We start from the raw sequence: 24,100 nt of genomic DNA, 5'->3' as shown, positions 1-24,100 counted from the left end.
AGCTGGAAGATGAGGAAGTTTGCTCTTGCTATTGCTATTGCGACCGCTGCGTCGGTCGTGACCCCTGTCGGCGCCCAGGAGAACCGCAAGGAATTCCGGCGCATGAACTGGGCCGAAAACCTGCCGGAGCACATCAGAGCCTATCACGACAAGCGGTTCTCCATTGTCAGTTTTCGAACCGCAGTCGAAGTCGGCGCGATGCCGAGGCCGGGCAGCGCTGAACATGTCAAGGAAATCCGAACGGCCATCCGCTCCAACGCATGGCTCGTTCAGCAACTGAAGGCCAAGAAATTGACACCCAACCAGATCGAATGGGTGACGCGCGCCCGCAACGGCAATCTGACGTTCTACATCGAATGAGCGGGCACGCAGGGTTCCCACGAAGAAGGCCGCGCTGTCGCGAATCCATCGAAAGGCAGGTCGTAGCGGAGGTCTTTGCGGCATCCGCGCTAATAGGAAAATCACGCCGGCCGAGTGACTGGCACGCCGAAACAATAGCCTCTTGTCGGTCGACACTCGTGCATCGTCGGGAAGGGTCGGTGATGTGGCGGTTGGTCGTCGAAGCTCCGTTCGAAGAGGATATAGAACTCGCCGTCATTGACGACGAAGGCGTCCATGCCTTGGTTTTTCCCTGCCAGCGTCTGCCTCGCGGATGGGCAAATGCCCTGACAGGCGAGATGCTCGACCTCCACCCGACCCATTGGCGCGCATGGCAGATGCAGCGATGCGACACGTCTGAGCTTCATTGAGTAGGTCGCATTCTCCTCATCCCGAATGGCCGAAATTGCAAATGCTGCACCGCACCTTGTCTGCAATCAATGACATCGCTGTGTCTGCCCAAGTAGGTTGCCAAACAGGCCGGATGTGTTCAACGGCCGGCGGCGCGGCCGCCATCCCGGGGGCTGGAAGGAGGAACGCATGCGTGGTTTCGGTGTTCATTCTGAGGTCGGAAAGCTGAGAACCGTCATGGTCTGCCGACCGTCTCTGGCGCACCAGCGGCTGACGCCCGCAAATTGCCATGACCTTCTTTTCGACGATGTCTTGTGGGTGCATGAGGCCCAGAAGGATCACTATGATTTTGTCCTGAAGATGCAGGAAAGAGGGGTCGAAGTTCTTGAGACCCATGACCTGCTTGACCAGACGTTTTCAAACAAACAAGCGCGCGATTTCATACTGGATCGACGCATCACCCCGAACGTGCTCGGCTCCCAGATCGCCGAGGCGATGCGGCCATGGCTCGACGAGATGCCGGCCAAACAGCTTGCCGCCTTCATGATCGGCGGCATTGCGATCTCCGACCTGCCCGACGTCAAAGCGAAGTCGCTGATGCTGAGTGCCCTTCCGGAAACCGATTTCGTCATCCCGCCGATCCCCAACACCCTATTCCAGCGCGACCCCTCGTGCTGGATCTATGGCGGGGTGACCTGCAACCCGATGTTCTGGCCGGCCAGACGCGCCGAGACGCTGATCCAGCGCGCGATCTACAAGTTTCACCCTATATTCCACGGCGGCGATTTCCGGATCTGGTGGGGCGATTCCGATAATCAGTTTGCCAATGCCTCGATGGAGGGCGGTGACGTCATGCCGATCGGCAATGGCACTGTTCTGATCGGCATGGGCGAACGAACTACCTATCAGGCCGTTGGCCAGGTGGCGCAGGCCCTGTTCAAAAACAAGGCCGCAAAGCGAGTGATCGCCTGCCTGATGCCGAAGAGCCGCGCAGCCATGCATCTCGATACGGTTTTCAGCTTTTGTGATCGCGATCTTGTCACGCTCTTTGCCGAGGTCGTCGATCAGATCCGCTGCTACAGCATGTATCCGGTAGATGACGACGGCACATTCGAGATCCATCCCGAAAGCCAGCCGATGCTCGATGTCGTCGCCGAAGCGCTCGATCTGCCGCTAATACGCACGGTCGAAACAGGCGGCAATTCCTATCAGGCCGAACGCGAGCAATGGGACGACGGCAACAATGTCGTCGCGCTCGAACCCGGTGTCGTCGTCGCCTACGACCGGAATACCTATACGAATACGCTGCTGCGCAAGGCGGGCGTCGAGGTCATCACCATCCGCGGTTCCGAACTCGGTCGCGGCCGCGGTGGCGGGCACTGCATGACGTGCCCTATCTGGCGCGACCCGGCTTACTGACGTTTTCACCCACCAAACAGACTGACGGAGCAAGACCATGAGCTTCAATCTGCGCAATCGCTCGCTTCTGACCGTGCAGGATTACACCCCGCGGGAGTTCCGCTATCTCCTCGATCTCGCGCGCGATCTGAAGCGGGCCAAATATTCCCGCACCGAGCAGGAGCATCTGAAAGGCAAGGAAATCTGCCTGATCTTCGAGAAAACCTCGACGAGAACGAGATGCGCCTTCGAAGTCGCCTGCTCGGACCAAGGCGCCAACGTCACCTATCTCGATCCGTCCGGCTCGCAGATCGGGCACAAGGAATCGTTCAAGGATACGGCGCGGGTGCTCGGCCGCATGTATGACGCGATCGAATATCGCGGTTCCGAGCAGAAGGGCGTGGAGACGCTGGCACGTTACGCAGGAGTGCCAGTCTATAACGGTCTGACGGATGAATATCATCCGACGCAGATGATTGCCGACGTCATGACCATGCGTGAACACAGCGACAAGCCGATCACCGCCATCAAATATGCCTATGTCGGCGACACGCGCTCGAATATGGGGCATTCACTGCTGATCGTGGGCTGCCTGCTCGGCATGGAGGTGCGCATCTGCGGCCCAAGATCGCTTTGGCCGTCTGAGGAATATATGAAGATCGCCAAGGATCTGCAGCAGGCCTCGGGCGCACGCCTGCTGGTCACCGAGGATCCCAGAGAGGCAGTCAAGGACGTCGATTTCATCCACACGGATGTCTGGGTTTCGATGGGCGAGCCAAAAGATGTCTGGCGTGAACGCATCAAGCTGCTTACCCCCTACCAGGTCAATCAGGACCTGATGAAAGCGACCGGTAATCCGCAGACCAAGTTCATGCATTGCCTGCCGGCATTCCACGATACCGAAACCACGCTTGGCAAGCAGATCGCCGAAGACTACGGCATGGCGAACGGCCTCGAAGTCACGAACGACGTCTTCGAGTCCGAGGCCAATGTTGCCTTCGAGCAGGCGGAAAACCGCCTGCATACGATCAAGGCCCTACTTGTGGCTACCTTGGGAGATTGACATGCGTGTCGTCATTGCGCTGGGCGGCAATGCGCTTCTTCGGCGCGGCGAGCCTATGACTGCCGATACCCAGAGGCGAAATGCGCGCACCGCGGCTGAGGCGATCGCGCCCCTGGCGGCTGAACACGAGCTCGTCATAACACACGGCAACGGGCCACAGGTCGGGCTGCTTGCGCTGCAGGGGGCGGCCTATAAACCCGAGGAAGCCTATCCGCTCGATGTTCTGGGCGCCGAGACCGAAGGCATGATCGGCTACATGCTGGAGCAGGAGCTCGGCAATCTCCTGCCCTTCGAGCAGCCCCTGGCGACACTCCTCACCATGGTCGAAGTCGATGCTGACGATCCCGGCTTTCAGAACCCGACAAAATTCGTCGGACCGGTCTACGACAAATCCGAGGCGGACCGGATACGCACGGAAAAGGGTTGGGTCTTCAAGCAGGATGGCGAAAAATGGCGTCGCGTCGTCGCCTCGCCGGCGCCGAAACGCATCTTCGAGATCCGCCCGGTCCGCTGGCTCCTGGAACAGCGCACGATTGTTGTCTGTGCAGGCGGTGGCGGCATACCGACCATGTATGAAAAGGGTGCCGATCGGAAGCTGATCGGCGTCGAAGCCGTGATCGACAAGGATCTCTGCTCGGAGCTTCTGGCCCGCGAGCTTTATGCCGATCTCCTGATCATGGCGACCGATGCCGAGGCGGTCTATACCGATTGGGGCAAGCCGTCCCAGAAGGCGATCCATCGCGCTCGTCCCGATGATCTGAAGCAGTTTTCCTTCCCGGCCGGCTCGATGGGGCCGAAGGTGGAGGCGGCCTGTCATTTCGCCCGTGCCAACGGCAAGGCGGCGGCGATAGGCTCACTTGCCGACATTGCCGGAATGGTGCGCGGCGAGCGCGGGACGATCATCGATGGCGGCTTTGATGGCCTGAGCTGGCACTGATCCTTCAAGATGCCCTATCTTGAGACGGCCGCGTGTGTTGTTGCGCCTGATGCCGTCCCTTTGTCTGTCGCTTCAGCAGCATTTCGCCTTTGCCAGACATAGACGGGGATACCGAGCATCAAGAGTACCAGACCATACAGCACCGGTTCGGCGCCGGAGCCGTAAAGGGTGAAGATCGCAAAGACAAAGGCGATGACTTCGATCACGCTGACCCTTGGCATCCGCCCATCCGTCGCGCCTGCAATGAGGATTCTGGCAAGCGAACAGAAGGCATAGGGAACGACGGCAGCCATCGTGCTCAACCCGACCATCAGACGATAGACCGCGGCAAAACCTTCCGAGCCAAGCGCCTGGACGAGCACCAGGATCGTCGCAAACGAGGCAGAGATGACCATCCCCCATGCCGGCACGCCTCGCTGGGATAATCGGGCAAACAGCGGCGGAAACAGTCCATCGCGCGCAGCCGCCATTGGAACCTGCCCCATCAGCAGGGTCCAGCCGTTCAGCGCGCCGATCGAGGAGACCAGCACCGCGATCGAGATCACCAATTCACCCGACCGTCCCCACATGACCCCGGCAGCCTGAGAGAAGGGCGCGACGGAGTGAATGAGCTCTTCGCGGGGAACGAGGCCCATCACCACGACGGTGCCGAGTACGTAAAGAGTGGCGGCGATCGAGATCCCAAGTACAGTTGAACGGGGAATGGTCCGTTCTGCATTCTCCACATCGCCGGCAGGAACGGTCGCCGATTCCAACCCCAGATAGGCAAACATTGTCAGCGGCGCCAGCGTTGCAAATGACTGCAGCAGCGGCTGGCCACTCGGATTGAATTCCGAGAAATGCGATGTGTCGATGTAGAGAAGGCCGATGATGGCAACGGCGCCGAACGGGAGAAGCTTGGCATATGTCGTCACCTGTGCGAACAGACCCGCCGCGTGAACACCGCGAAGATTGACGAGCACGATCGCCCAGATCACGCCGAGCGTCAGCACAGTCGCAGTGAAGCGGTTACTGAGGGCAGGGAAGAGGTCGACCATCACGCCGGTGAAGGCGATCGCGATGACCGGCAGTGACGTCCAGATCGAAATCCAGTAACCCCAGGCGATCAGAAAGCCGGCAAAATCGCCGTAGGCGAGCCTGGTATAGGCGTAGGGGCCGCCGACAGCGGGCACCAGTCTCGCCAGCCGGGCGAAGGTGAGGCCGAGGCAGATCGCGCCGGCACCCATGAGGATCCAGACGATGATCGCCAGGTTGCCGTAGGGCGCCACTGCTGCCGGCGAAAGATAGAAGCCCGATCCCACCATGTTTCCGACCACGATAGCGGTGCAGGCGGCAAGTCCGAGGCTTTTGCCATTCGACGAGTTTGTCATGACGCCCCTCCCGTGAGTCGGCTTCCGGGAGCCGATGGCTCTTCGGCCTGCGATTGTCGTTGCAAAAACGGGCTGCCGCAATCCGGATCAATGCGTAGTCTGCCGGACTGGTCTAGCCTTCACCATCGAGATAAAGCAGCTAGAATGACGGGGCTGGAGGTGAAGCGATGATGTTGGGCGAGCAGGGTTTTCTCAGGATCTCCATTGCAGCGACCGTCGTCGTCGCGACGCTCGGCGTTGTCTTCGGCATACTCTCGGGCTCGTTCTCGATCGCCTTCGATGGCGTTTATTCGCTGGCGGATGCGGTGATGACCGGATTTGCGCTCTGGGTCTCAAGCCTCATCATCAAATCGACGCAGAGCGATGCCGAGTCTGGCAGAATTCGAAACCGTTTTACCATGGGCTTCTGGCATCTGGAGCCAATTGTCCTCATGCTCAATGGCTGTTTGCTGATGACGGTCGGCGTCTACGCGTTGATCGGCGCGATCATCAGCATCCTGAATGGCGGCCATGAACTGCAATTCGGCATGGCGGTGGCCTATTCCGCGGCAACCATGCTCGTATGCGCTGTCATGGCCTTCATTGGCATCAGCCTGAACCGCAGCATCAAATCCGATTTCATCTCGCTCGACATCAAGGCCTGGATCATGTCGGGTGGGATCGCGTTTGCGCTGCTCATCGCGTTTTTGATCGGCATGGCCGTACAGGCGACATCAGTTGCCTGGCTTGCCAGCTACATGGATCCGGCGGTCCTCGCTCTCGTCTGTCTCGTCATGATCCCGCTCCCGATCAGTACCGTCTGGAAGGCGCTGAGCGAAATCCTGCTGATTGCCCCTGTCGATCTGCAGGAACACGTCGATCGCGTTGCCTCGGACACGGTTCGCCGCCTCGGCTTCCTGTCGCACCGTGCCTACGTCGCCCAGGTCGGCCGCGCAAAGCAGATCGAACTCTATTTCATCGTGCCCGAAGGGCTTCCCGCAAAGACCGTGGAGGAGTGGGACGCACTCCGCGACGAGATCGGGCATGCGATCGGCGACGAGAGTGCCAATCGCTGGTTGACGATTGCCTTCACCGCCGATCAGGAATGGGCGGAGTAGCCGGTGCGCGCATCCACGCGCCACCAACGGCGTTGAAATGCTTCGCGTCACGTTGATTGCAATCAACGACGCTGCACTACCCGTCATGTACGATCCCTCCGACCTGAGATGCATGCGACTGCTTGGCGGCCGCAGCCTTTGACATCAGGGTTCTGGAGGAACGCATGGATTTCCAGACGGCATTTCCGATCGCTGTTATTGATGAGGATTTTGACGGCAAGAGCGCTGCCGGCCGTGGCATGCGCGATCTCGCCGCAGCCATTGAAAGGGAAGGATTCCGGATCGTCTCCGGTGTTTCCTACGAGGACGCTCGTCGTCTGGTCCATGTCTTCAACACCGAATCCTGCTGGCTGGTCTCCGTGGACGGAACCGAGGACAAGGCCACGCGCTGGCAGGTGCTGGGAGAGGTCCTGGCCGCAAAACGTCAGCGAAATGACCGACTGCCGATCTTCCTCTTCGGCGACGATACAACCGCCGAAGACGTTCCGGCCTCAGTGCTGCGCCACGCCAATGCATTTTTCCGGCTATTCGAGGATTCCGCGGAATTCATGGCGCGCGCGATCGCGCAGGCCGCCCGCAACTATCTCGACCGGCTGCCGCCGCCGATGTTCAAGGCGCTGATGGATTATACGCTGGAAGGCGCCTATTCCTGGCATACACCCGGCCACGGCGGCGGTGTCGCTTTCCGCAAAAGCCCGGTCGGCCAGCTCTTCTACACGTTCTTCGGCGAGAACACGCTGCGCTCCGATATTTCCGTATCGGTGGGCAGCGTTGGCTCGCTTCTCGATCATGTCGGTCCTATCGCCGAGGGTGAGCGAAATGCGGCGCGAATATTCGGCACGGATGAGACCCTGTTCGTCGTTGGCGGCACTTCGACCGCAAACAAGATCGTCTGGCATGGCATGGTCGGGCGCGGTGATCTCGTGCTCTGCGACCGCAACTGCCACAAGTCGATCCTGCACTCTCTCATCATGACGGGTGCAACGCCCATCTATCTGACGCCGTCTCGCAACGGGCTCGGCATTATCGGTCCGATCTCGAAGGACCAGTTCACGCCTGAGGCAATCGCCAGCAAAGTCGCCGCAAGTCCTTTTGCAGGGCAGACGAGCGGCAAGGTCCGGCTGATGGTCATCACCAACTCGACCTATGACGGGCTCTGCTACAATGTCGATGCGATCAAGGCGTCGCTGGGTGACGCGGTCGAGGTGCTGCACTTCGACGAGGCCTGGTATGCTTATGCCAATTTCCACGAATTCTATGATGGCTTCCACGGAATTTCGTCGAACCAACCCGCGCGCTCGCAAAACGCCATCACCTTTGCAACGCAGTCGACTCACAAGCTGCTGGCCGCCCTTTCTCAAGCATCGATGATCCATATCCAGCATGCCGAGAACAAGCGTCTCGACAGTACGCGCTTCAACGAAGCCTTCATGATGCACACCTCGACCTCGCCGCAATATGGCATCATCGCCTCCTGCGATGTCGCGGCCGCCATGATGGAGCAGCCGGCTGGACGCGCGCTGGTGCAGGAGACGATCGACGAGGCGATCAGCTTCCGCCGGGCGATGAATGCTGTGAGGAAACAGACGGATGGAAGCTGGTGGTTCGATGTCTGGGAGCCGACGGTTGCCGAGCAGACCCCGACCGATACCCATGCCGACTGGGTTCTGAAGCCGGATGATGCCTGGCATGGCTTTACCGGGCTTGCCGAAAATCATGTCATGGTTGACCCGATCAAGGTTACCATCCTGTCGCCGGGCCTCTCGGCAAGCGGCGCCATGGACGAGCATGGCATACCGGCCGCCGTCATTACTAAATTCCTGTCATCTCGACGCATCGAGATCGAAAAGACCGGCCTCTATTCGTTTCTCGTGCTCTTCTCCATGGGTATTACCCGCGGCAAGTGGAGCACGCTCGTCACCGAGCTGCTCAATTTCAAGGATCTCTATGACGCCAACGCGCCACTGACCCGGGCGCTGCCGGCGCTGGCAGCTGCCCATCCGGAAGCCTATGCCGGCATGGGGCTGAAAGATCTCTGCGAGAAAATTCATGCGATCTATCGCAAGGACGATGTGCCGAAGGCGCAGCGTGAGATGTACACCGTCCTGCCCGAAATGGCATTGCGGCCCGCCGACGCTTACGATCGACTGGTCAAGGGCGGGATCGAGAGTGTCGAGATCGACAATCTCATGGATCGCATCCTCGCTGTCATGATCGTTCCCTATCCGCCCGGAATCCCGCTGATCATGCCAGGCGAGCGGATCACGCAGTCGACGAAGTCCATCCAGGACTACCTGCTCTACGCCCGTGACTTCGACAGCAAGTTCCCCGGCTTCGAAACCGATATTCACGGGCTTCGCTTCGCGCCCAGTGACGGCGGACGTCGCTATCTTGTCGATTGCATCGCAAGGGAGGAGCAGCAATGATCCCGCGCGACGTGAAGTCTCCGACGGTTGCCATACCGTTTCACAAGATGCTGAAAATCGTCGCTGTCATAGATCGCGATAATTCTCAGGCTCAGGCGCTGGTGTCACAGATCACTGCCCAAGGCTTCGAAGTGGAGTTGCGCGACGACTATTCGGCCGAGGTATCGGAAGATGCAGATGTCGGCGCCTATATCGGCTCGGTCGAGGGCGGCAAGCTGCCAGCGGCTCGCAGCTTTCTTCGTTCCGTCAGGGACATAGGCTTTCGCACGCCGATATGGGCGATGGCGGATACCCTGACGATTGCGGATATGGATGTCGTCGAGATGGCCGGCGAAGTGGATGGTTTCGTCTATCTCGGCCAGCAGACGCCGACCTTCTATGCCAAGCAGATCGTTTCCAGCGCAGTCAATTACGGCAAGTCGCTGCTGCCGCCCTTCTTCGGCGGCATGATGGCCTATGACGGCGAGGCGAACATCGCCTTCGATTGTCCAGGGCATCAGGGCGGCCAGTTCTATCGAAAGTCGCCGGCCGGACAGCTCTTCTTCAAGTATTTCGGGGAGAGCATTTTCCGCAACGACCTCTGCAACGCGGATGTCGATCTCGGCGATCTCCTGATACATGAAGGCCCTGCCGTCGAAGCACAGAAACAGGCGGCCCGCATCTTCGGCGCTGACAGGACCTATTTTATCCTCAACGGAACGAGCACCTCCAACAAGGTGGTTGCCAACGCGGTGCTGCGCAGCGGCGATCTCGTGCTCTTCGACCGCAACAATCACAAATCCCTGCATCAGGGCGCTCTGGTGCAGGCTGGCGCTATCCCGATCTATCTGCCGACCGCCCGCAATTCCTTCGGCATGATCGGTGCGGTCGACTGGGCGGCCTGGGACGAGGCCTGGCTACGGCAGAAAATAGAGGAACATCCGCTCGTCGGCGACAAAAGCCGTGCGCATGCGGAACGACCTTTCCGCCTGGCCTGCATCCAGCTCGCGACCTATGACGGCACGATCTACAATGTCAGCCAAGTGATGGAGAAGATCGGCCATCTCTGTGACTACGTGCTCTGGGACGAGGCCTGGATCGGCTACAATGCCATCCACCCGCTCTTCGAGGGCCATAGCCCGATGCGGCTAAAGGACTTGTCGGCCGATATGCCGGGGCTGTTTTCCACCCAGTCGGTCCACAAGCAGGGCGCAGGTTTCTCCCAGGCATCGCAGATCCACAAGCGGGACGAACATATCAGCGGCCAGCGCAGGTTCGTCGAACACAAGCGTTTCAATGAATCGCTGCTGATGCATGTATCGACCTCTCCTTTCTATCCGCTTTTCGCCTCCCTCGATGTCAACGCCAAGGTGCATGAGGGCAAGGCCGGTGAGATGCTCTGGGACCGCTGCATCGAACTCGGGATCGAGGTGCGCAAGAAGCTGCGCGGCTTCGTGGATCATTACGAGACCAAAGCCGCAAGCGCAGAAGAACAGTGGTTCTTCGATCCCTTCGTGCCAGACAGGGTCTCGGTCTCAGGCTCGAAACATACCGGCGATCTCGCCGACGCCAGATGGGAAGATGTCCCAACGCAGATACTGAAACGCGAGCAGCAATGCTGGCGGTTCGATCCGGAGGCAAAATGGCATGGTTATGCAGGCTATGCGCCCGGCTACACCATGGTCGACCCCAACAAGCTCACAATACTCACACCCGGCATTGACCGGAAGACTGGCGGCTATCGCGAATTCGGTATCCCGGCGACTGTCGTCGCCAACTATCTGCGCGAGCAGCGGGTCGTGCCGGAAAAATGCGACTTGAACAGTCTCCTGTTCCTGCTGACCCCGGCCGAGGACGAAAGCAAGCTGAACACGCTCGTTGCTAAGCTCGTCAAGTTCAAGAATTTGTGGGACCGCGACGCGCCGCTGCAGGAGGTGCTGCCGACCGTATATGCGGCCAATCGCGAGCGCTATGCCGGTTATACGGTCCGCCAGGTTTGCCGGGAGATGCACTCCTTTTATCGAGAGGCTGGCGTCAAGGAACTGCAGCGCCTTTGCTTCCGCTCCGAGAGCTTCCCGGAACCGGCTATCGCACCCAAGCAGGCCTATGAGGCGCTGGTCGCCAACAATGTCGACTATGTGCCGCTGACGGAGGCCGCCGGCCGCATTTCCGCGACGTTGGCACTGATCTATCCGCCGGGCATCGGCGTGATCGTGCCAGGCGAGCGCTGGGACGACAGAGCGCAGCCGATGCGGGACTATTTCCTGGCCTTCGAAGAATCCTTCAACCGGTTTCCGGGCTTCAATTACGAGGTCCAGGGCGTGTTCCAGGAGCGGATCGATGGGCGGATCAAATTCCACACATATGTCGTGCGCGAGTAGGGGTTGGGGAGGATTTCATCATGACAGACAACACGATGCATCTTGCAACTGACGCTACGGCCAAGAAGAAGATGAACCTCGTGCAGCTCACCTTCATCGTTGCTGTCAACATGATGGGGTCGGGCATCATCATGCTGCCCGCCAACATGGCGCAGGTCGGCGCAATCTCGCTCCTTTCCTGGCTCGTGACCGCCGTCGGTTCGATGGCAATCGCCTATGGCTTCGCTCAGGCCGGGCTGTTCAATCAGCGCCCCGGGGGCATGTCCGCCTATGCGGAAGATGCCTATGGGAAAGACGGCTACTTCATGGTGTTCTTCCTCTATTTCCTCTCACTTGCCGTCGGCAACGTGGCGATCGGCATTTCAGCTGTCGGTTATCTGGCGGGGTTCTTTCCGGTGCTGACCTCCACACCGATCATGACCTGCCTGGCGCTGATCGTGCTTCTGTGGCTGACCACTGCCGCCAATTTCGGTGGTCCGCGCATCACCGGCCGCATCGGCTCCATCACGGTCTGGGGTGTCATCCTTCCCGTTGGTCTGCTGTCGATCATCGGCTGGCTTTGGTTCAGTTCCAGCACCTTTGCCGCAGCCTGGAATCCGAAAGGGCTGACGCTGGGGCAAGGGATGGGATCGAGCATCTCGCTGACGCTCTGGGCCTTCCTAGGCATGGAGTCTGCCGCACAGAATTCCGATGCCGTCGAAAACCCGAAGCGCGACGTGCCGCTTGCCTGCATGTTCGGCACGCTGGGTGCTGCTGTCATCTACATCCTGTCGACGACGGTCATTCAGGGCATCGTGCCGAATGCGGATCTCGCCACCTCCACAGGGCCGTTTGCGCTCGCCTATGCCACCATGTTCAATTCGACGATCGGTTCGATCGTCATGGCGCTGGCGGTACTGGCCTGCCTCGGCTCGCTGCTTGGCTGGCAGTTTACGATCGCCCAGACAGCGAAAACCGCTGCCGATGAGCGGATGTTCCCATCGATATTCTCGCGCGTGAACGAAATGGGTGCGCCTGTGCGCGGCATGATAATTCTTGGCATCCTGCAGACCTGTCTTGCCCTGATGACCATATCGCCGACGCTGAGCGAGCAGTTTTCCGCGCTCGTCAACCTCGCTGTTGTCACCAACGTGCTGCCTTACATCATCGCTCTGTCAGCGCTGTTCGTCATGATGAAGACGGCCCGTGTGCCTCAGGCGAAATACCGGCTGAATGCTACGATCGCACTTATCGGCATGGCCTATAGCGTGTTTGCCATCTACGCCTCCGGCAAGGACGCCGTGCTCGGCGGTATGATCGTCACAGGCATTGGTTTCATCATTTACGGCCTGATAGCTCCGCGTTTCGCCAATGGCGTGAGCGGGGCGCCGACCAAGTAACGGAGGGAGGACCAGACATGTCAGGAAGAAATGGTCGTTGGACGGTCATTGCCGTCTCTGTCCTCACCGCGACGGCTGCTATCAGCACACCCGCGTGGGCGCAGACGCTTGACCGCGTCAGAACAAACAGTGCGTTGAAGCTCGGCTACGATGCGGATGCCAGGCCATTTTCCTTCAACGCCGAACAGGGCAAGCCCGACGGCTACGCTGTTGCCCTCTGCAACAAGATTGCCGATAGCCTGCGAGCACAGCTAAACCTGTCAAAGCTCGATGTGGAATGGGTTTCCCTGTCGGGCGACGCCAAAACGCAAGCCATAGAGAGCGGCGCGGCGGACCTTGTTTGCGGCGCGGAACCGGTGACGCTGACGCGCAGGCAGCAGGTCTCGTTCTCCATCCCTATCTTCCCGAGCGGTACCGGCGCGCTCCTCAGCGCGAGCTCTCCGCTGGCGCTACGCGAAGTGCTGCAATATGGCGAACCGTCGAGCCGTCCCGTCTGGCGCGGTTCACCGGCCCGCACGATCCTGGAGCACAAGACCTTCTCCTCGATTGCGGGCACGACGAGCGAAGGCTGGCTGACCGACAGGATCAAGACTTTCCAGCTCTCTGCAACGGCGACGCCCGTCAATAGCTACCAGCAGGGGATCGAACGCGTGCTGGATGGCAGTTCGGCGGTGCTCTTCGGTGACATGCCGATCCTCATGGATGCTGCCGCCCGCAGCGACAATTCCGGCAACCTCATCGTTCTGCAGCGTCATTTCACGTACGAACCGCTTGGTCTCGAGCTGGCACGCGGCGACGAGGACTTTCGTCTCGCCGTCGACCGTGCGCTGAGCCAAGCCTATGCCGCGCAGGATTTCCGGACATTCTTCACCACTTGGTTCGGGCCGCCGGATGAAGCGACCGTGACATTCTTCCGGCAGACGGCGCTGCCGGAATAGCACTGCGCATTGCGACCGATCATCGACGGTCGAAGAGGGTGGCGCGCTCCGGAGCAGGTCAGCCTGGCTTGTAACCCGTCTGTATGCCCAAGCTACAAACATGGATTCAGATTACCGGATGGGAGTGGTGGGGTGAGCCTCCTTTGGAAAGAAATTCGTGACAATCCGATGCTGTGGCTGCTCGTTGCGGTACCCGTGGTCTTTGTCGCTGCCAGCGTCGCCCCCGAGGCTCATACTCTGCTTTTCATCCTGTCGGTGCTTGCTGTGATACCGCTCGCCGGTCTCCTGAGCCACGCGACCGAATCCGTTGCGGCAAAAACGGGTGACGCCGCTGGCGGGCTGCTCAACGCCACGCTTGGAAACCTGACAGAACTCGTCATAGCGCTGACTGCGCTTCGCGCCGGGCAGTATACCCTCGTAAAATCATCCGTCGCCGGTGCGATTGTCACTAACACGCTGTTCATGCTGGGGGCGTCGTTTTTGCTCGGCGGCCTCAAGCATCACAGTCAGGAGTTCAATCGAGCCAATGCGCGCCTTCAGGCGGGTCTGCTCTTCCTCGCCACGATCGGCCTGCTGATGCCGTCAGCGGTTGCTTCGATGGATTCGGCGTCGGCGACTGCAGTCATCCAAAAGCTCAGCTTCGGCCTGGCGATCCTCCTCATCGTCGGATATGGGTTGGGGCTGTTGTTCACTCTCAAAACACATCGCGAGTCCTTTGCCGCAGCCGAGCACGCCCAGGCGGAGGAAGCGCCGTGGCCGATTGGTACGGCCCTCGCCACACTTGCCGGTGTCACGATACTGGTCGCGCTGGTCAGCGAGATCTTCGTCGAGTCCGTGCAGGAGGCAGCCAAGGTTTTCGGGATGACGCCTGCCTTTGTCGGCTTCATCGTCGTCGCACTGGTCGGCGGCGCCGCCGAAATGGCTTCGGCATTTTCCGGTGCGCGCAAGAACCGCCTCGACCTGAGCGTGGGTATTGCCCTCGGCAGCGCGTCGCAGATCGCGCTGTTTGTCGCCCCCGTGCTGGTATTGTTGAGCTATCTGATCGGTCCGACACCGATGGATCTGCAGTTTGCACCTGGCGTCGTGGTCATGGTTTTCCTTGCGACAATCACGGCGATGTTTGTCACCAATAGCGGGCGCTCGGCATGGTTCGTCGGCGTGTTGGTGCTGATGGTTTATATGATCTTCGCCATGACGCTGTATGTTTTGCCCGACCGAACGTAATGGGGCGCATCTGCGGGGAGGGGGCGGTCGTGAACGCGCCTTTGGCAACTGTCGTATGTGAAATGGCCTCTCAGCAGATAGACCCGTGAAACTAGGGCGGAAGATTTGGTGCCGCAACCTACACTTATCCCTGGCCCGAACCGCAGGGAGGTCAACGACGTGCCCTTAAAACCTGACCATAAATTGACCCACAGGGAGATGCGGCGCCTGTTCTTCGTCGCGCTCGCAAGGCAGCTTCGTGTGATCTGGCCAATCCTGTCGGGGATCGTCTCGGTGATGATCGTGTCCGGGCTTATAATCTGGCGCATAGAAAATTGGCGCATCGATGAAGCTGTCTATTTCACTTTCGTCACGGGCCTGACCATCGGCTACGGCGATTTTACCCCCAAACATGTTTCGTCACGAATACTGTCGTTGGTGATCGGCTTTGCGGGAATTGTGCTGACCGGCATTGTCGCTGCCGTCACGGTAAAAGCGTTGAACGCCGACGATTGGGAACCTTGATTCCGCGTTCGGCTACGCTCTTACCCACTGGATCGCGCAATTCGATCTGGTGTGAAGTGATCCAATCGAACCATCCTTGCGAATAACAAGGGCAGTTCATCAGGAATGAGCGGCCACTGAGTTCGTACGATTTGCAGGGGGTGAGCAGATATACGGAGCTACTTTATGAGCCGAGAGCGTGGACGAAGGAAATTGATGCTCCGACTTCCCGACATCCGTCATCATCTTGTTGGCATAACCAGCGAGACGCTGGGGGAAATGTTTGAGGCCTACGATCTTGCCGTCGATGCGCTGGACCGTTTCCGAACCCAGCATCCGGGAGAAGACAAACTGATTACCGAATATGAGCAGCTTTGCCTAGAAATAGAGCGGGAGGTTCTCGTCTATTGCGCTGACCGCTGAACCTGTCCGTCGAAACCGGTGGCAGGATCATGCCCTGCTCCGCTTGCTGCGGTCGCAGGCCAGGCCCAGGCTCGCAACAATTCATAGAAGACGCTGAGGACCACCGGTCCCAGGAACAGGCCGAGAAGCCCGTGCGAGAGCGTGCCGCCGATGACCCCGATCAGGATGACGGGCATCGGGGTCGAGAGACCGCGCGCCATCAGTATGGGCTTCAGGACATTGTCGACAACTGTGATCGGTATCGCGAGACAGGTAAAGACAAGAGCCACGGCCGACGGCCAGGAAAACCATGCCCAGATGATCATGGGCAGAAGCACCAGCCCGGGACCCAGCTGCATCACGCAGAGCACGAAGACCGCGAAGGTTAGCGCACCGCGTGCCGGAATGTCGAAGAAGGCAAAGCACAGTCCGCAAAGCAGCGTCTGCAGGAAGGCGACGCCGATGACGCCCCGCGAGACATTCCGCACTGTCGTTCCTGCAAGCCTGGCAAAGCCGACACCCTTCTCGCCGGCGATCCGGTTTGCCAGCAGCTGCGTTGCGGCCGCCAGTCGTGTGGCCCGTGTGAGAAACAGGCCGGAGAGCATGATCGAAGCGACGAAGCTCAAGACACCGCCGCCAATCGAGGCGAGCTTTGCGACGACAGCGCCCATCACCTCACGAATGGGCGCCTGAAACTTGATGATGGTGGACGCCATGTCGCCGGCAATCTGGTTCCAGGTATTGTGAAGCCGTTCCCCAATGACGGGCCATTCCCTGATGGCTAGCGGTGCTGCAGGCAAGGTGAACTCTCCCGTCCACACCTTGCTGATCAACGCCTGCACAGTGTCTGCGAAATTGACCGCGACCAGGGCGAGCGGCGCGATGATCAGGACGAGGCAACCAACGACGATGACGATCGCCGCAATCACTGGCCTGTTGCCGATCAGCCGCGAGAGTGCATCGAACATTGGAAACAGCGCCACCGCAAGAATGGCTGACCAGATGACGATCAACGCGAAGGGAGCGATAAGCTCCAGGGTCCAATAGGCGAAAAGCCCGATGATGCCCAGTCGGACGAGGTCGCTGACGCGTGCCTCTACCGAAATCTGGCCCGCACCGCTCCTTTGCGGGGTTTCATCGTTGACATGCTCCATGGCTGCATCCATCCCGGCCTGCCTAACCGGACCCATCGTCATGACGTCGTGTCGGGGACCACATGCCGGATAGCGCTATCCTCGACATAGGCCGATGGGCGTTTCTGGCGTTTTCCAAGGTCTGGCGCTTCGAACTTCACGCGTTCATAGGGGATCGATTGCAGGATGTGCGAGATGCAGTTGACCCGCGCCCGCTTCTTGTCATCGGAAGGTACGATCCACCACGGTGCGTGGTTGCTGTCCGTCATCCTCAGCATCTCGTCATAGACGCGCGTATAGTCCCACCAGCGCTGGTAGGATTCGACATCCATGGGGCTGAGCTTCCATTGCCGTAGCGGATCGTCGATCCGGCGCTTGAAACGCCGTTCCTGCTCTTCCTCGCTGACCGTCAGAAAATACTTGAGCAGAATGACGCCGCTCTCGACGATTGCAGCCTCGAAACGAGGTGCCAGCTCAAGGAAGCGTTGCGCTTTCTTATCGCTGCAGAAGCCCATGACCCGATCGACGCCGGCGCGGTTATACCAGCTGCGATCGAAAATCACGATTTCGCCGGCGGCCGGCAGATAGGCGATGTAGCGCTGCATATAGATCTGCGATTTCTCACGGTCGGTCGGTGCGGGCAGGGCGATCACGCGAAAGACACGCGGACTGACCCTTTCCGTTATGCGCTTGATCATCCCACCCTTGCCGGCGGCATCGCGCCCCTCGAAGACGATGACGATCCGTGCACCGGATTTCTTGACCCAGGCCTGAAGATGGGCCAGTTCCACCTGCAGACGGGTGATTTCCTTCTCGTAATCCCACGACTTCTTTTTCTTTTTGCCCTTGCCGGTGCTGGATGCTTCACCATCGGCTAGTTTGGCCTCGTAGTTCTCGTCCATGTCTCCCTCCTCCTGTCATTAAGGGGCAGTACCCGCCGGTGCGGCATCGCCGATCTGGTCGATATCGCCAATCAGCGTCCGCAGGGCTTCTTCTCTGCCATTGAAAATATTCTCGGCTCCAACAGTCTTGAGGACCCCGGCCCGTTCGAGAATGGCGCGGCTCTCATCACTGAGATCGGCGAATGCGAAGATGATGTCTCGCGTCACGAGGATTTCGGCGACGGCTTCGAGCGCAGTCGCGCCGGTGCTGTCGATCTGCGTGATGGCGCTGGCGTCGAGCACCAGGCATTTGGTGTCGGCGGGAAGCGCCTTTGCGACTGACATCAGCCGGATACGGACATAATCTGCGTTATAGAACAGGATACTGCCCTGGACCGCGAAGACCGCGGCGCCCGGGACGGGGCGGGCTTCCGGGTAGCGCTGAAGATCGAAGAAACCGTGCCGACCTTCGATGCGGCCAAGCAGGCCGTCGCGTGGAAACATGGTCTGACGCAGTAGATAGGCGAAGGTTGCGGCGACGGCGACGATCACGCCGTTGAGAACGCCGAAGCTGATCGCTCCCCACATGGCTATGAGTGCGAAGACGAATTCCATGCGGCTGATACGCCAGATCTTCTTGAGTTCGTGAATATCGATGAGGCTGATGGCAGCCGCCACAAGAATTGCCGCAAGCGCAGGAATCGGAAGAACCCGCAATGCGCCATTCAGGAAAACCAGCGCCGCAATCAGTGTAGCTGCCGAAACGAGCCCGGCGAGCTGCGAAACGCCGCCCGTCGATAGATTTATGGCAGTGCGGGAATCCGACGCGCTGATCGGAAACGAACCGAAAAGGCCGGGCGCGATATTGGCAGCACCGAGTCCGATCAGTTCCTGATTGGCATCAACCTCCTCGCCGGTCCGCGACCCGAAGCTGCGGGCCGTTACGATGCCGGCGCCGAAGCTGACCAGAAAGATCGTGGCCGAGCCGAGCACGATCTTGTCGATCGGCATCTTATAGAATGCCGGCAGCGAAAAGCTCGGCATCCCGCTCGGCAAGTCGCCGACGACAGCGATGCCACGGCCCTGAAAGTCGAAGATCGCTGACAGGATGACCGAGACGACGACGACCAGAACCGGGCCTGGAACTTTCAAATTAAAGCCACGGACGATCCAGAGCAAAGCGAACATCGCAAGCCCGAGAGTGAGCGAAGGCCAGTGGATCAGGTTGCTCTTGGCAAACAATTCGACCAGCGGCGAGATCAATCCCTCGGATTCGATTTTTACGCCCGTGAACCGGCCGATCTGTCCGACAAGGATTGAAAGCGACACGCCGGCGAAAAAGCCGACCAGGATCGGACGGGAGAGGAAGCTTGCGAGGACACCGAGCCTCAGCAGCTTCGCGGCGATGCAGCAGATGCCAACCCCCAGCGCAAGCGCCGAAGCGATGGCCACCCGGTCGACATCCGTCCCTGCGGGTTCGGCTATGATGATGGTGCCCATCGCCGCCGCAAGCACAGTCATCGTCGCAGCATCGGGCCCGACAATCAGCAGCCTGGAAGGCCCGAAAATCGCATAGGCGATCGGCGCGACAATGCTCGCATAAATGCCGGTCTCAGGAGGCAGACCGGCAATGGCAGGATAGGCGATCGCACTCGGCAGGCCGACGGCGGCGATCGACAGCCCGGCCGGGATATCGCTCCGGAACCAGGCCTTGTTGAAACCGGCCAAGCCTCGCAACACTGGAAGACTGCTTATCACCGCGGACTCCTCTTGCTTCCTCAAGCTTCTCCGGCATCAAATCGCTGGCGGAGAAACGATCGACGCCTCCCAGCTGCGATCCTCCCGGCGGAAGGCGGGCCAGATGAACAGGAACGGCCAGATTTCATGCAGGATGAACACGCTCACCCATCCGGCGACACGGATGGCGGCCTCATGGGGATGATTTCTTGCCTTAGCCATGAGTTGAGGAATGTCGTGGATTTCGATCACCGCGTAGGAAAGAGTGACGACGACAAAGACCAGCACGCCTAAGGCAAAACAGTCGAGAAACACAGTCGCTCCTTCGGGCTGGCCTTGCCGAGCCGTTTGATCGCTATCGACAGCGGTATATTAAGCGCGTTTTGGTGCTGAGGCCCGTAGCATCGCGTAAGCTCTATTGAAGCACTGGAAGTTCTGCCGTTTGCGGAGATCATCTCTGCGTGAAGGGAAAGAGGGCGGGATCAAAGAGGCAGCGGTCATGGCGGCGTTCACGCCTGGGATGCCGGCAGCCTTTCGAAAGCCGGCTAACGTAAGATCGTGTATTTTACGTCTGCTGCCGATCGTTCTGATATATACTTTTTCTCGTCTGCTTAGCGCAATTTGACAGCGGGGCGGGGATGGTGCCGGGAGAACAAGGTTCGACATTTTTGTCCGCCCTGGAGACGGCTGAGATTTATTTTCCCGACCAGAAGCGGCTGGTGCAGCGGCTTTTTTATGTAAACGAGCAATTTCACAGCATGTGTGAGGATCTCACTGCTGCGGCACAGGCTTTGGCGCACGTTGAGCGCTTACCGGAGGAGCTTCGGGAAGCGCGGCGGCTGGAATATGCGGGTCTCGTCGATGCCCTGTTGAAAGAGATGGGGGAGGCGATTGCCCAGTCGAAAATTGTGGTGCTCAGGCCGTTCCCGCAGACCGGCCCCAAATCTTCGTAAGCGTATCTATCATTCAATGGTCCAAGGGAGTTACGTGCGTGATGAAAGCAATATCCCGCAAACTGCTTGGTGGATTCTCTGCGCTGGCGATTATTGCGTTGCAACCGGTGCTCCCAGCGCGAGCACAGACGCAGGTCCCTCTACCAACCGCGGCTCCCGCGCAGGCGAGTGCCGAGCAGCCCGCAGCCGCGCTTCTTTCCGATGACGAGCTTGAAGTGCTCGTAGCGCGGATCGCGCTCTATCCGGATGAGCTGGTTGCGGCAATTTCGGCAGCCTCGCTCTTTCCTCTGCAGATCGTCGAGGCGCAGCGCTTCCTGGAGGCAAAGAAGAAAAATTCTGACCTCAAACCCAAGAGCGATTGGGACGGCAGCGTCGTCTCGCTGCTCAATTATCCTGACATCGTCAAGATGATGAGCGAGGATCTCGACTGGACCCAGTCCCTTGCCGATGCGCTCACCAATCAGCAGAAGGATGTCCTGATCGCCATCCAGCAGCTTCGCGACGAAGCGGTGGAAAAGAACATTATCAAAACGGATGACAAGGTCACCGTCGTCACCGAAAACGACAACATCATCATCCGGCCGACCGATCCGGAGAAGATCTATATCCCGCAGTATCCGCCAGAAATGCTGTATGAACCGGGTTATGTGTCGGCGCCGATCTCCTATTATCCCGATTATTACGACAACTATTATTACCCCGGGGCGGCGTTCTTTGCGGGCGCTGTGACCGGCCTTGCCTGGGCGGCCGTCGTTAACTGGGATGACTGGGGTGTATGGGGCGGCCGCTGGGATGGCGATATCGACATTGACTGCAACAATTGCCTAAACGACCGTAACTTCAACGGAAAGATGAAGTGGAACGACGTCGACTGGAGCAATGTCGACCGCAGCAAATTGAACATCAGCAAGGACCAACTTGCGAAAATCGACCGGTCGGCGATCAAGTCCGGCCTGCAAGGCGATAATCGCAACCAGCTGCGCAACAAGGCCAAGGACATCCAGGCGAGCCAGTTGCCCGGCAATCGGGCCAACGCGGCACGTGCGCAGGATATTCGGAAAAACACGGCGCAGGGCCTGAAGGATAGACCGCAGGCAAATCGGCCAACGGCGGGAAATAGGCCGGCGGCCGCAAATCGCCCAACGGCTGCAAATCGACCCGAGGCTCGTCCTGAGAGAGCAGCCAATCGTCCATCCAAGCCTGCGCAGAAATCCGTCAAGAAGCCCAACAAGCCGCAAATGGCCTCCCGACCCGACAATCGCGGTCGGCAACCAAGCGCACTTGGCAACGTCCAGTCCGGTCGCCGTGAAGCTGTCGCCTCGAAACGGGGAGCACAGAGCATGGGCGCCCATCGCCAGTCAGCTCGCCCCGCCCAGCATCGGCCGCGCCCGCAGGGTGGCGGCGGTCGTGGCGGCGGTGGCGGCCGTGGTGGCGGACGGCGGTGAGACCTCTTTCCAGCTCAGGGAGCTACATGATGAGACGCCAATCGACCATAATTCCGCTCATGTTGGCAGCAGCGCTTTGCGCAATGCCAGCCGCTCCGGCGCTTTCGCAAGCGCAGACAAATCTCGCCGAATACAAAGCGGCAACGTCCTCACCGAAATTCGACAGTCCGGAGCTCGCGCTCGACAGGCTGAAATCGGTGCTGGGCTCCAGCAATATCGATGATCTTGCCGCTCTGCTGGGCCTTAAGGCGGACAAGCTGCGCTCCAGCAACGAGGCGATGATCGCTTACGGATTGATCCGCGAGGGCGCCGAGCGGCAGGCGGTCTTGCGGGATTTCGAAGGCATGAGGATTGTTGCGATCGGCGATCGGCTCTGGCCGTTGCCGTTTCCGCTGACCGAAGGCAAGGACGGCAAATGGTCCTTCGACACAGAGCGCGGCCTCGAAGAGATCGTCAATCGCCGCATTGGCGAAAACGAACTCGCCACCATCGACACCATACATGAATATGTGGCGGCCCAGTATCAATATGCATCGGAGGATCGCGACGGCGACGGCATCTATGAATTCGCAAAGAAATTGATCAGCAGTCCTGGCAAGCTTGATGGGTTGTATTGGGATCCGAACCTCTATCCTGAGGAAAGTCCGGCAAGCGCGCTCGTCGAGACGGCAGCCTTCGGTGCCGCCAAGCGCGGGGAGGGCTATTTCGGCTACCGTTACCGCATCCTAACATCTCAGGGTGACAACGTACTTGGTGGCAAGCAAAGCTACGTCATCAACGGTTATATGACCGGCGGCTTTGCGCTGATTGCCTGGCCGGTCAAATACAGGGTCACGGGCGTACAGACATTCATGGTCAATGGCGCAAACGTCATCTACCAGAGTGATCTTGGGCCCCAAACGGACGCGCGCGCGGCGGCGATCAAGGATTTCAACCCGGACGCCAGTTGGACCGTGGTAAGCGAATAGAATTCAGCCGGCACGGCTCTGCGCCGCCGGCGAAAGACGCAAGGCAGCCGCCATGGCGCGGTTGGAGTATCGCTTCTTGCCCGCAACTTCGAGCCCCAGCCATTGAGGCAGGTTCGGTTGCTCATCCTCGCCCGCCTTTCGGTCTCGGCGAGTGTCAGCCCCTCATAGGCGCCGGCAAAGACATCCACATCCCAACTCTTGCCATCATGGAGAACGCGATAGCGGGTTTTTTCGATGATACGGCCTCCCGCGCGGAGCAAGAGATCGCGCGGGCCTCCTCGACCGGAATCTCATATTCATATTCCTGCCGGGCAAGGCCCGGCGCACGAAATTTGATCGTTAGGCGCGCCGAGCACCCATCGATAAGGCGGACACGTATAGGGTTTTGATCGCGCCGGCAAAGATAGGCCTGTTGCAGCACATGCGGCTCGCCGGCGCAAACGCGCCAGCTGTCGTTGTGGACCAGGAACTTTCGCTCGATCTCGGTCGCCTTCAATTCGATATTCCTTCGCTCATGCCTGCTGTTGCCGGTCAGTTGACAGGCGGTTCCCAGGTGAGGAAGAAGCCCACATCTCCGAGCATGCCATCGGGAAAATTGATGATCATCGCCTTGAGCCCGTAACCCTGCGGTTTGGCGACCTCCTCGAACAGTTCGAGAAGCTCCTTTGCTTTGCCCTGTAATGTCTTCTGCCAGCCGGGCAGGTTGTTATTGATGGCGCGGCCGCTATCCGTGCAGAAAGTCGATGGAAAACTGTAGATCAGCGCCTCGTATTTACCGTCTGCGGCCGCTTTCGTAACCAGCCGTTTAACGACCGCGCGTTCCGTTTCCCCGATCTGTTTGCGGAAAAAATCCTCGACGAATTGGGCATGTTTCTTTGCCTCACGTGCCCTGATCTTTTCGTTGCGCTCCATTTCCAGAAGCTGGAGTTCCAGAGCATGTTTGCGCAGGTCCTCTGCGCTCGTCATAGATTGGGATGTGGGCGTCCCACTTAATGTCATCGCCGGCTCCTCCAGAATGAGGATGATGATAGAGCGCACGGGAAGACGAGGGCAGTAAAATACACGTCCATTGCGGTAGGATACGGTATTTTACGCTGGCTTATGTCCAGCTGTAGTCACCCTAACGATCATGCGATCGATTTCCGAAATCCTTCCCTTAAATTAGCCTTTTCTACTA

General features: G+C 59.3%; 21 protein-coding genes and 2 pseudogenes. 16 read left to right on the top strand and 7 right to left on the bottom strand.

Annotation, left to right across the window (positions count from 1 at the left end; all coding sequences use genetic code 11):
* Positions 1 to 9: 9 nt before the first annotated feature.
* From AB8B33_RS28840 to arcC, 5 genes are all read left to right on the top strand, one after another.
* Complete coding sequence (locus AB8B33_RS28840) at positions 10 to 360, top strand: hypothetical protein (protein WP_439017988.1); 351 nt, start codon at positions 10 to 12, stop codon at positions 358 to 360.
* Between the two features lie 182 nt (positions 361 to 542).
* Positions 543 to 749, top strand: a complete 207-nt coding sequence (locus tag AB8B33_RS28835; protein WP_439018875.1) for a hypothetical protein — start codon at positions 543 to 545, stop codon at positions 747 to 749.
* Positions 750 to 918: 169 nt separating this feature from the next.
* Positions 919 to 2,148 carry an arginine deiminase gene (gene arcA, locus AB8B33_RS28830; RefSeq protein ID WP_113320166.1) on the top strand — a complete coding sequence of 410 codons (1,230 nt, stop codon included), beginning with the start codon at positions 919 to 921 and terminating at the stop codon, positions 2,146 to 2,148.
* A 37-nt stretch (positions 2,149 to 2,185) separates the two neighbouring features.
* Positions 2,186 to 3,190 (top strand): ornithine carbamoyltransferase, encoded by a 1,005-nt coding sequence (locus AB8B33_RS28825; RefSeq protein ID WP_439017987.1) that lies wholly within the window; start codon positions 2,186 to 2,188, stop codon positions 3,188 to 3,190.
* Position 3,191: 1 nt separating this feature from the next.
* On the top strand, positions 3,192 to 4,127 hold the full coding sequence (arcC, locus tag AB8B33_RS28820; protein ID WP_310389065.1) for a carbamate kinase: 936 nt from the start codon (positions 3,192 to 3,194) through the stop codon (positions 4,125 to 4,127).
* 14 nt (positions 4,128 to 4,141) lie between these two features.
* On the opposite strand, the gene AB8B33_RS28815 is transcribed toward arcC, so the two are convergent.
* Positions 4,142 to 5,497, bottom strand: a complete 1,356-nt coding sequence (locus AB8B33_RS28815; RefSeq protein WP_439017986.1) for an amino acid permease — start codon at positions 5,495 to 5,497, stop codon at positions 4,142 to 4,144.
* A gap of 170 nt (positions 5,498 to 5,667) precedes the next feature.
* Here AB8B33_RS28815 and AB8B33_RS28810 point away from each other — a divergent pair, with 170 nt between their 5' ends.
* The 8 genes from AB8B33_RS28810 to AB8B33_RS28775 all read left to right on the top strand — a co-directional run bounded on the left by AB8B33_RS28810 (position 5,668) and on the right by AB8B33_RS28775 (position 15,827).
* The gene (locus AB8B33_RS28810) at positions 5,668 to 6,594 is read left to right on the top strand and encodes a cation diffusion facilitator family transporter (RefSeq protein ID WP_439018874.1); all 927 of its coding nucleotides are present in this window, start codon (positions 5,668 to 5,670) and stop codon (positions 6,592 to 6,594) included.
* 164 nt (positions 6,595 to 6,758) lie between these two features.
* Positions 6,759 to 9,020, top strand: a complete 2,262-nt coding sequence (locus tag AB8B33_RS28805) for an Orn/Lys/Arg decarboxylase N-terminal domain-containing protein (RefSeq protein ID WP_439017985.1) — start codon at positions 6,759 to 6,761, stop codon at positions 9,018 to 9,020.
* Positions 9,017 to 11,380 carry an ornithine decarboxylase gene (gene speC / locus AB8B33_RS28800; protein WP_439017984.1) on the top strand — a complete coding sequence of 788 codons (2,364 nt, stop codon included), beginning with the start codon at positions 9,017 to 9,019 and terminating at the stop codon, positions 11,378 to 11,380. Before AB8B33_RS28805 ends, speC begins: the two co-directional genes overlap by 4 nt.
* Positions 11,381 to 11,400: 20 nt before the next feature.
* The gene (gene potE, locus AB8B33_RS28795; protein WP_439017983.1) at positions 11,401 to 12,759 is read left to right on the top strand and encodes a putrescine-ornithine antiporter; all 1,359 of its coding nucleotides are present in this window, start codon (positions 11,401 to 11,403) and stop codon (positions 12,757 to 12,759) included.
* Positions 12,760 to 12,776: 17 nt separating this feature from the next.
* Positions 12,777 to 13,697, top strand: coding sequence for an amino acid ABC transporter substrate-binding protein (locus tag AB8B33_RS28790; RefSeq protein WP_439017982.1), 921 nt, complete (start codon positions 12,777 to 12,779; stop codon positions 13,695 to 13,697).
* A 132-nt stretch (positions 13,698 to 13,829) separates the two neighbouring features.
* Positions 13,830 to 14,921, top strand: coding sequence for a calcium/proton exchanger (gene cax, locus AB8B33_RS28785; protein WP_113319970.1), 1,092 nt, complete (start codon positions 13,830 to 13,832; stop codon positions 14,919 to 14,921).
* 198 nt (positions 14,922 to 15,119) lie between these two features.
* Positions 15,120 to 15,425 carry a potassium channel family protein gene (locus AB8B33_RS28780; RefSeq protein WP_310389172.1) on the top strand — a complete coding sequence of 102 codons (306 nt, stop codon included), beginning with the start codon at positions 15,120 to 15,122 and terminating at the stop codon, positions 15,423 to 15,425.
* A 165-nt stretch (positions 15,426 to 15,590) separates the two neighbouring features.
* On the top strand, positions 15,591 to 15,827 hold the full coding sequence (locus AB8B33_RS28775) for a hypothetical protein (RefSeq protein ID WP_113319972.1): 237 nt from the start codon (positions 15,591 to 15,593) through the stop codon (positions 15,825 to 15,827).
* Here AB8B33_RS28775 and AB8B33_RS28770 read toward each other — a convergent pair.
* From AB8B33_RS28770 to AB8B33_RS28755, 4 genes and pseudogenes are all read right to left on the bottom strand, one after another.
* Entirely contained in the window at positions 15,809 to 16,960 is a 1,152-nt protein-coding gene (locus AB8B33_RS28770; protein ID WP_439017981.1) for an AI-2E family transporter, read from the bottom strand. The genes AB8B33_RS28775 and AB8B33_RS28770 overlap by 19 nt on opposite strands.
* Positions 16,961 to 16,998: 38 nt before the next feature.
* Complete coding sequence (gene ppk2, locus AB8B33_RS28765) at positions 16,999 to 17,841, bottom strand: polyphosphate kinase 2 (protein ID WP_439017980.1); 843 nt, start codon at positions 17,839 to 17,841, stop codon at positions 16,999 to 17,001.
* Between the two features lie 18 nt (positions 17,842 to 17,859).
* Entirely contained in the window at positions 17,860 to 19,578 is a 1,719-nt protein-coding gene (locus AB8B33_RS28760) for a SulP family inorganic anion transporter (protein WP_439017979.1), read from the bottom strand.
* Positions 19,579 to 19,647: 69 nt separating this feature from the next.
* Positions 19,648 to 19,872 (bottom strand): annotated as a pseudogene (locus AB8B33_RS28755) (DUF3302 domain-containing protein); the annotation flags it as partial.
* A 323-nt stretch (positions 19,873 to 20,195) separates the two neighbouring features.
* Here AB8B33_RS28755 and AB8B33_RS28750 point away from each other — a divergent pair.
* From AB8B33_RS28750 to AB8B33_RS28740, 3 genes are read left to right on the top strand one after another with little or no spacing between them, the layout of a single operon-like run.
* The gene (locus AB8B33_RS28750) at positions 20,196 to 20,510 is read left to right on the top strand and encodes a hypothetical protein (protein ID WP_439017978.1); all 315 of its coding nucleotides are present in this window, start codon (positions 20,196 to 20,198) and stop codon (positions 20,508 to 20,510) included.
* A gap of 41 nt (positions 20,511 to 20,551) precedes the next feature.
* Positions 20,552 to 21,955, top strand: coding sequence for a DUF3300 domain-containing protein (locus AB8B33_RS28745; RefSeq protein ID WP_439018873.1), 1,404 nt, complete (start codon positions 20,552 to 20,554; stop codon positions 21,953 to 21,955).
* 29 nt (positions 21,956 to 21,984) lie between these two features.
* The gene (locus tag AB8B33_RS28740; RefSeq protein ID WP_439017977.1) at positions 21,985 to 22,923 is read left to right on the top strand and encodes a DUF2950 family protein; all 939 of its coding nucleotides are present in this window, start codon (positions 21,985 to 21,987) and stop codon (positions 22,921 to 22,923) included.
* A gap of 3 nt (positions 22,924 to 22,926) precedes the next feature.
* Here AB8B33_RS28740 and AB8B33_RS28735 read toward each other — a convergent pair.
* Together AB8B33_RS28735 and AB8B33_RS28730 are read right to left on the bottom strand one after the other, a co-directional pair.
* A pseudogene (locus AB8B33_RS28735) lies at positions 22,927 to 23,419 on the bottom strand (CYTH domain-containing protein).
* Positions 23,420 to 23,454: 35 nt separating this feature from the next.
* On the bottom strand, positions 23,455 to 23,922 hold the full coding sequence (locus AB8B33_RS28730; RefSeq protein ID WP_439017976.1) for a hypothetical protein: 468 nt from the start codon (positions 23,920 to 23,922) through the stop codon (positions 23,455 to 23,457).
* Positions 23,923 to 24,100 lie beyond the last annotated feature (178 nt).

Source organism: Rhizobium sp. 768_B6_N1_8, from assembly GCF_051811225.1.
GTDB lineage: Bacteria > Pseudomonadota > Alphaproteobacteria > Rhizobiales > Rhizobiaceae > Rhizobium.
Note: the sequence above shows the minus strand (reverse complement) of the source record. Positions and strands in the feature narration are given on the sequence as shown.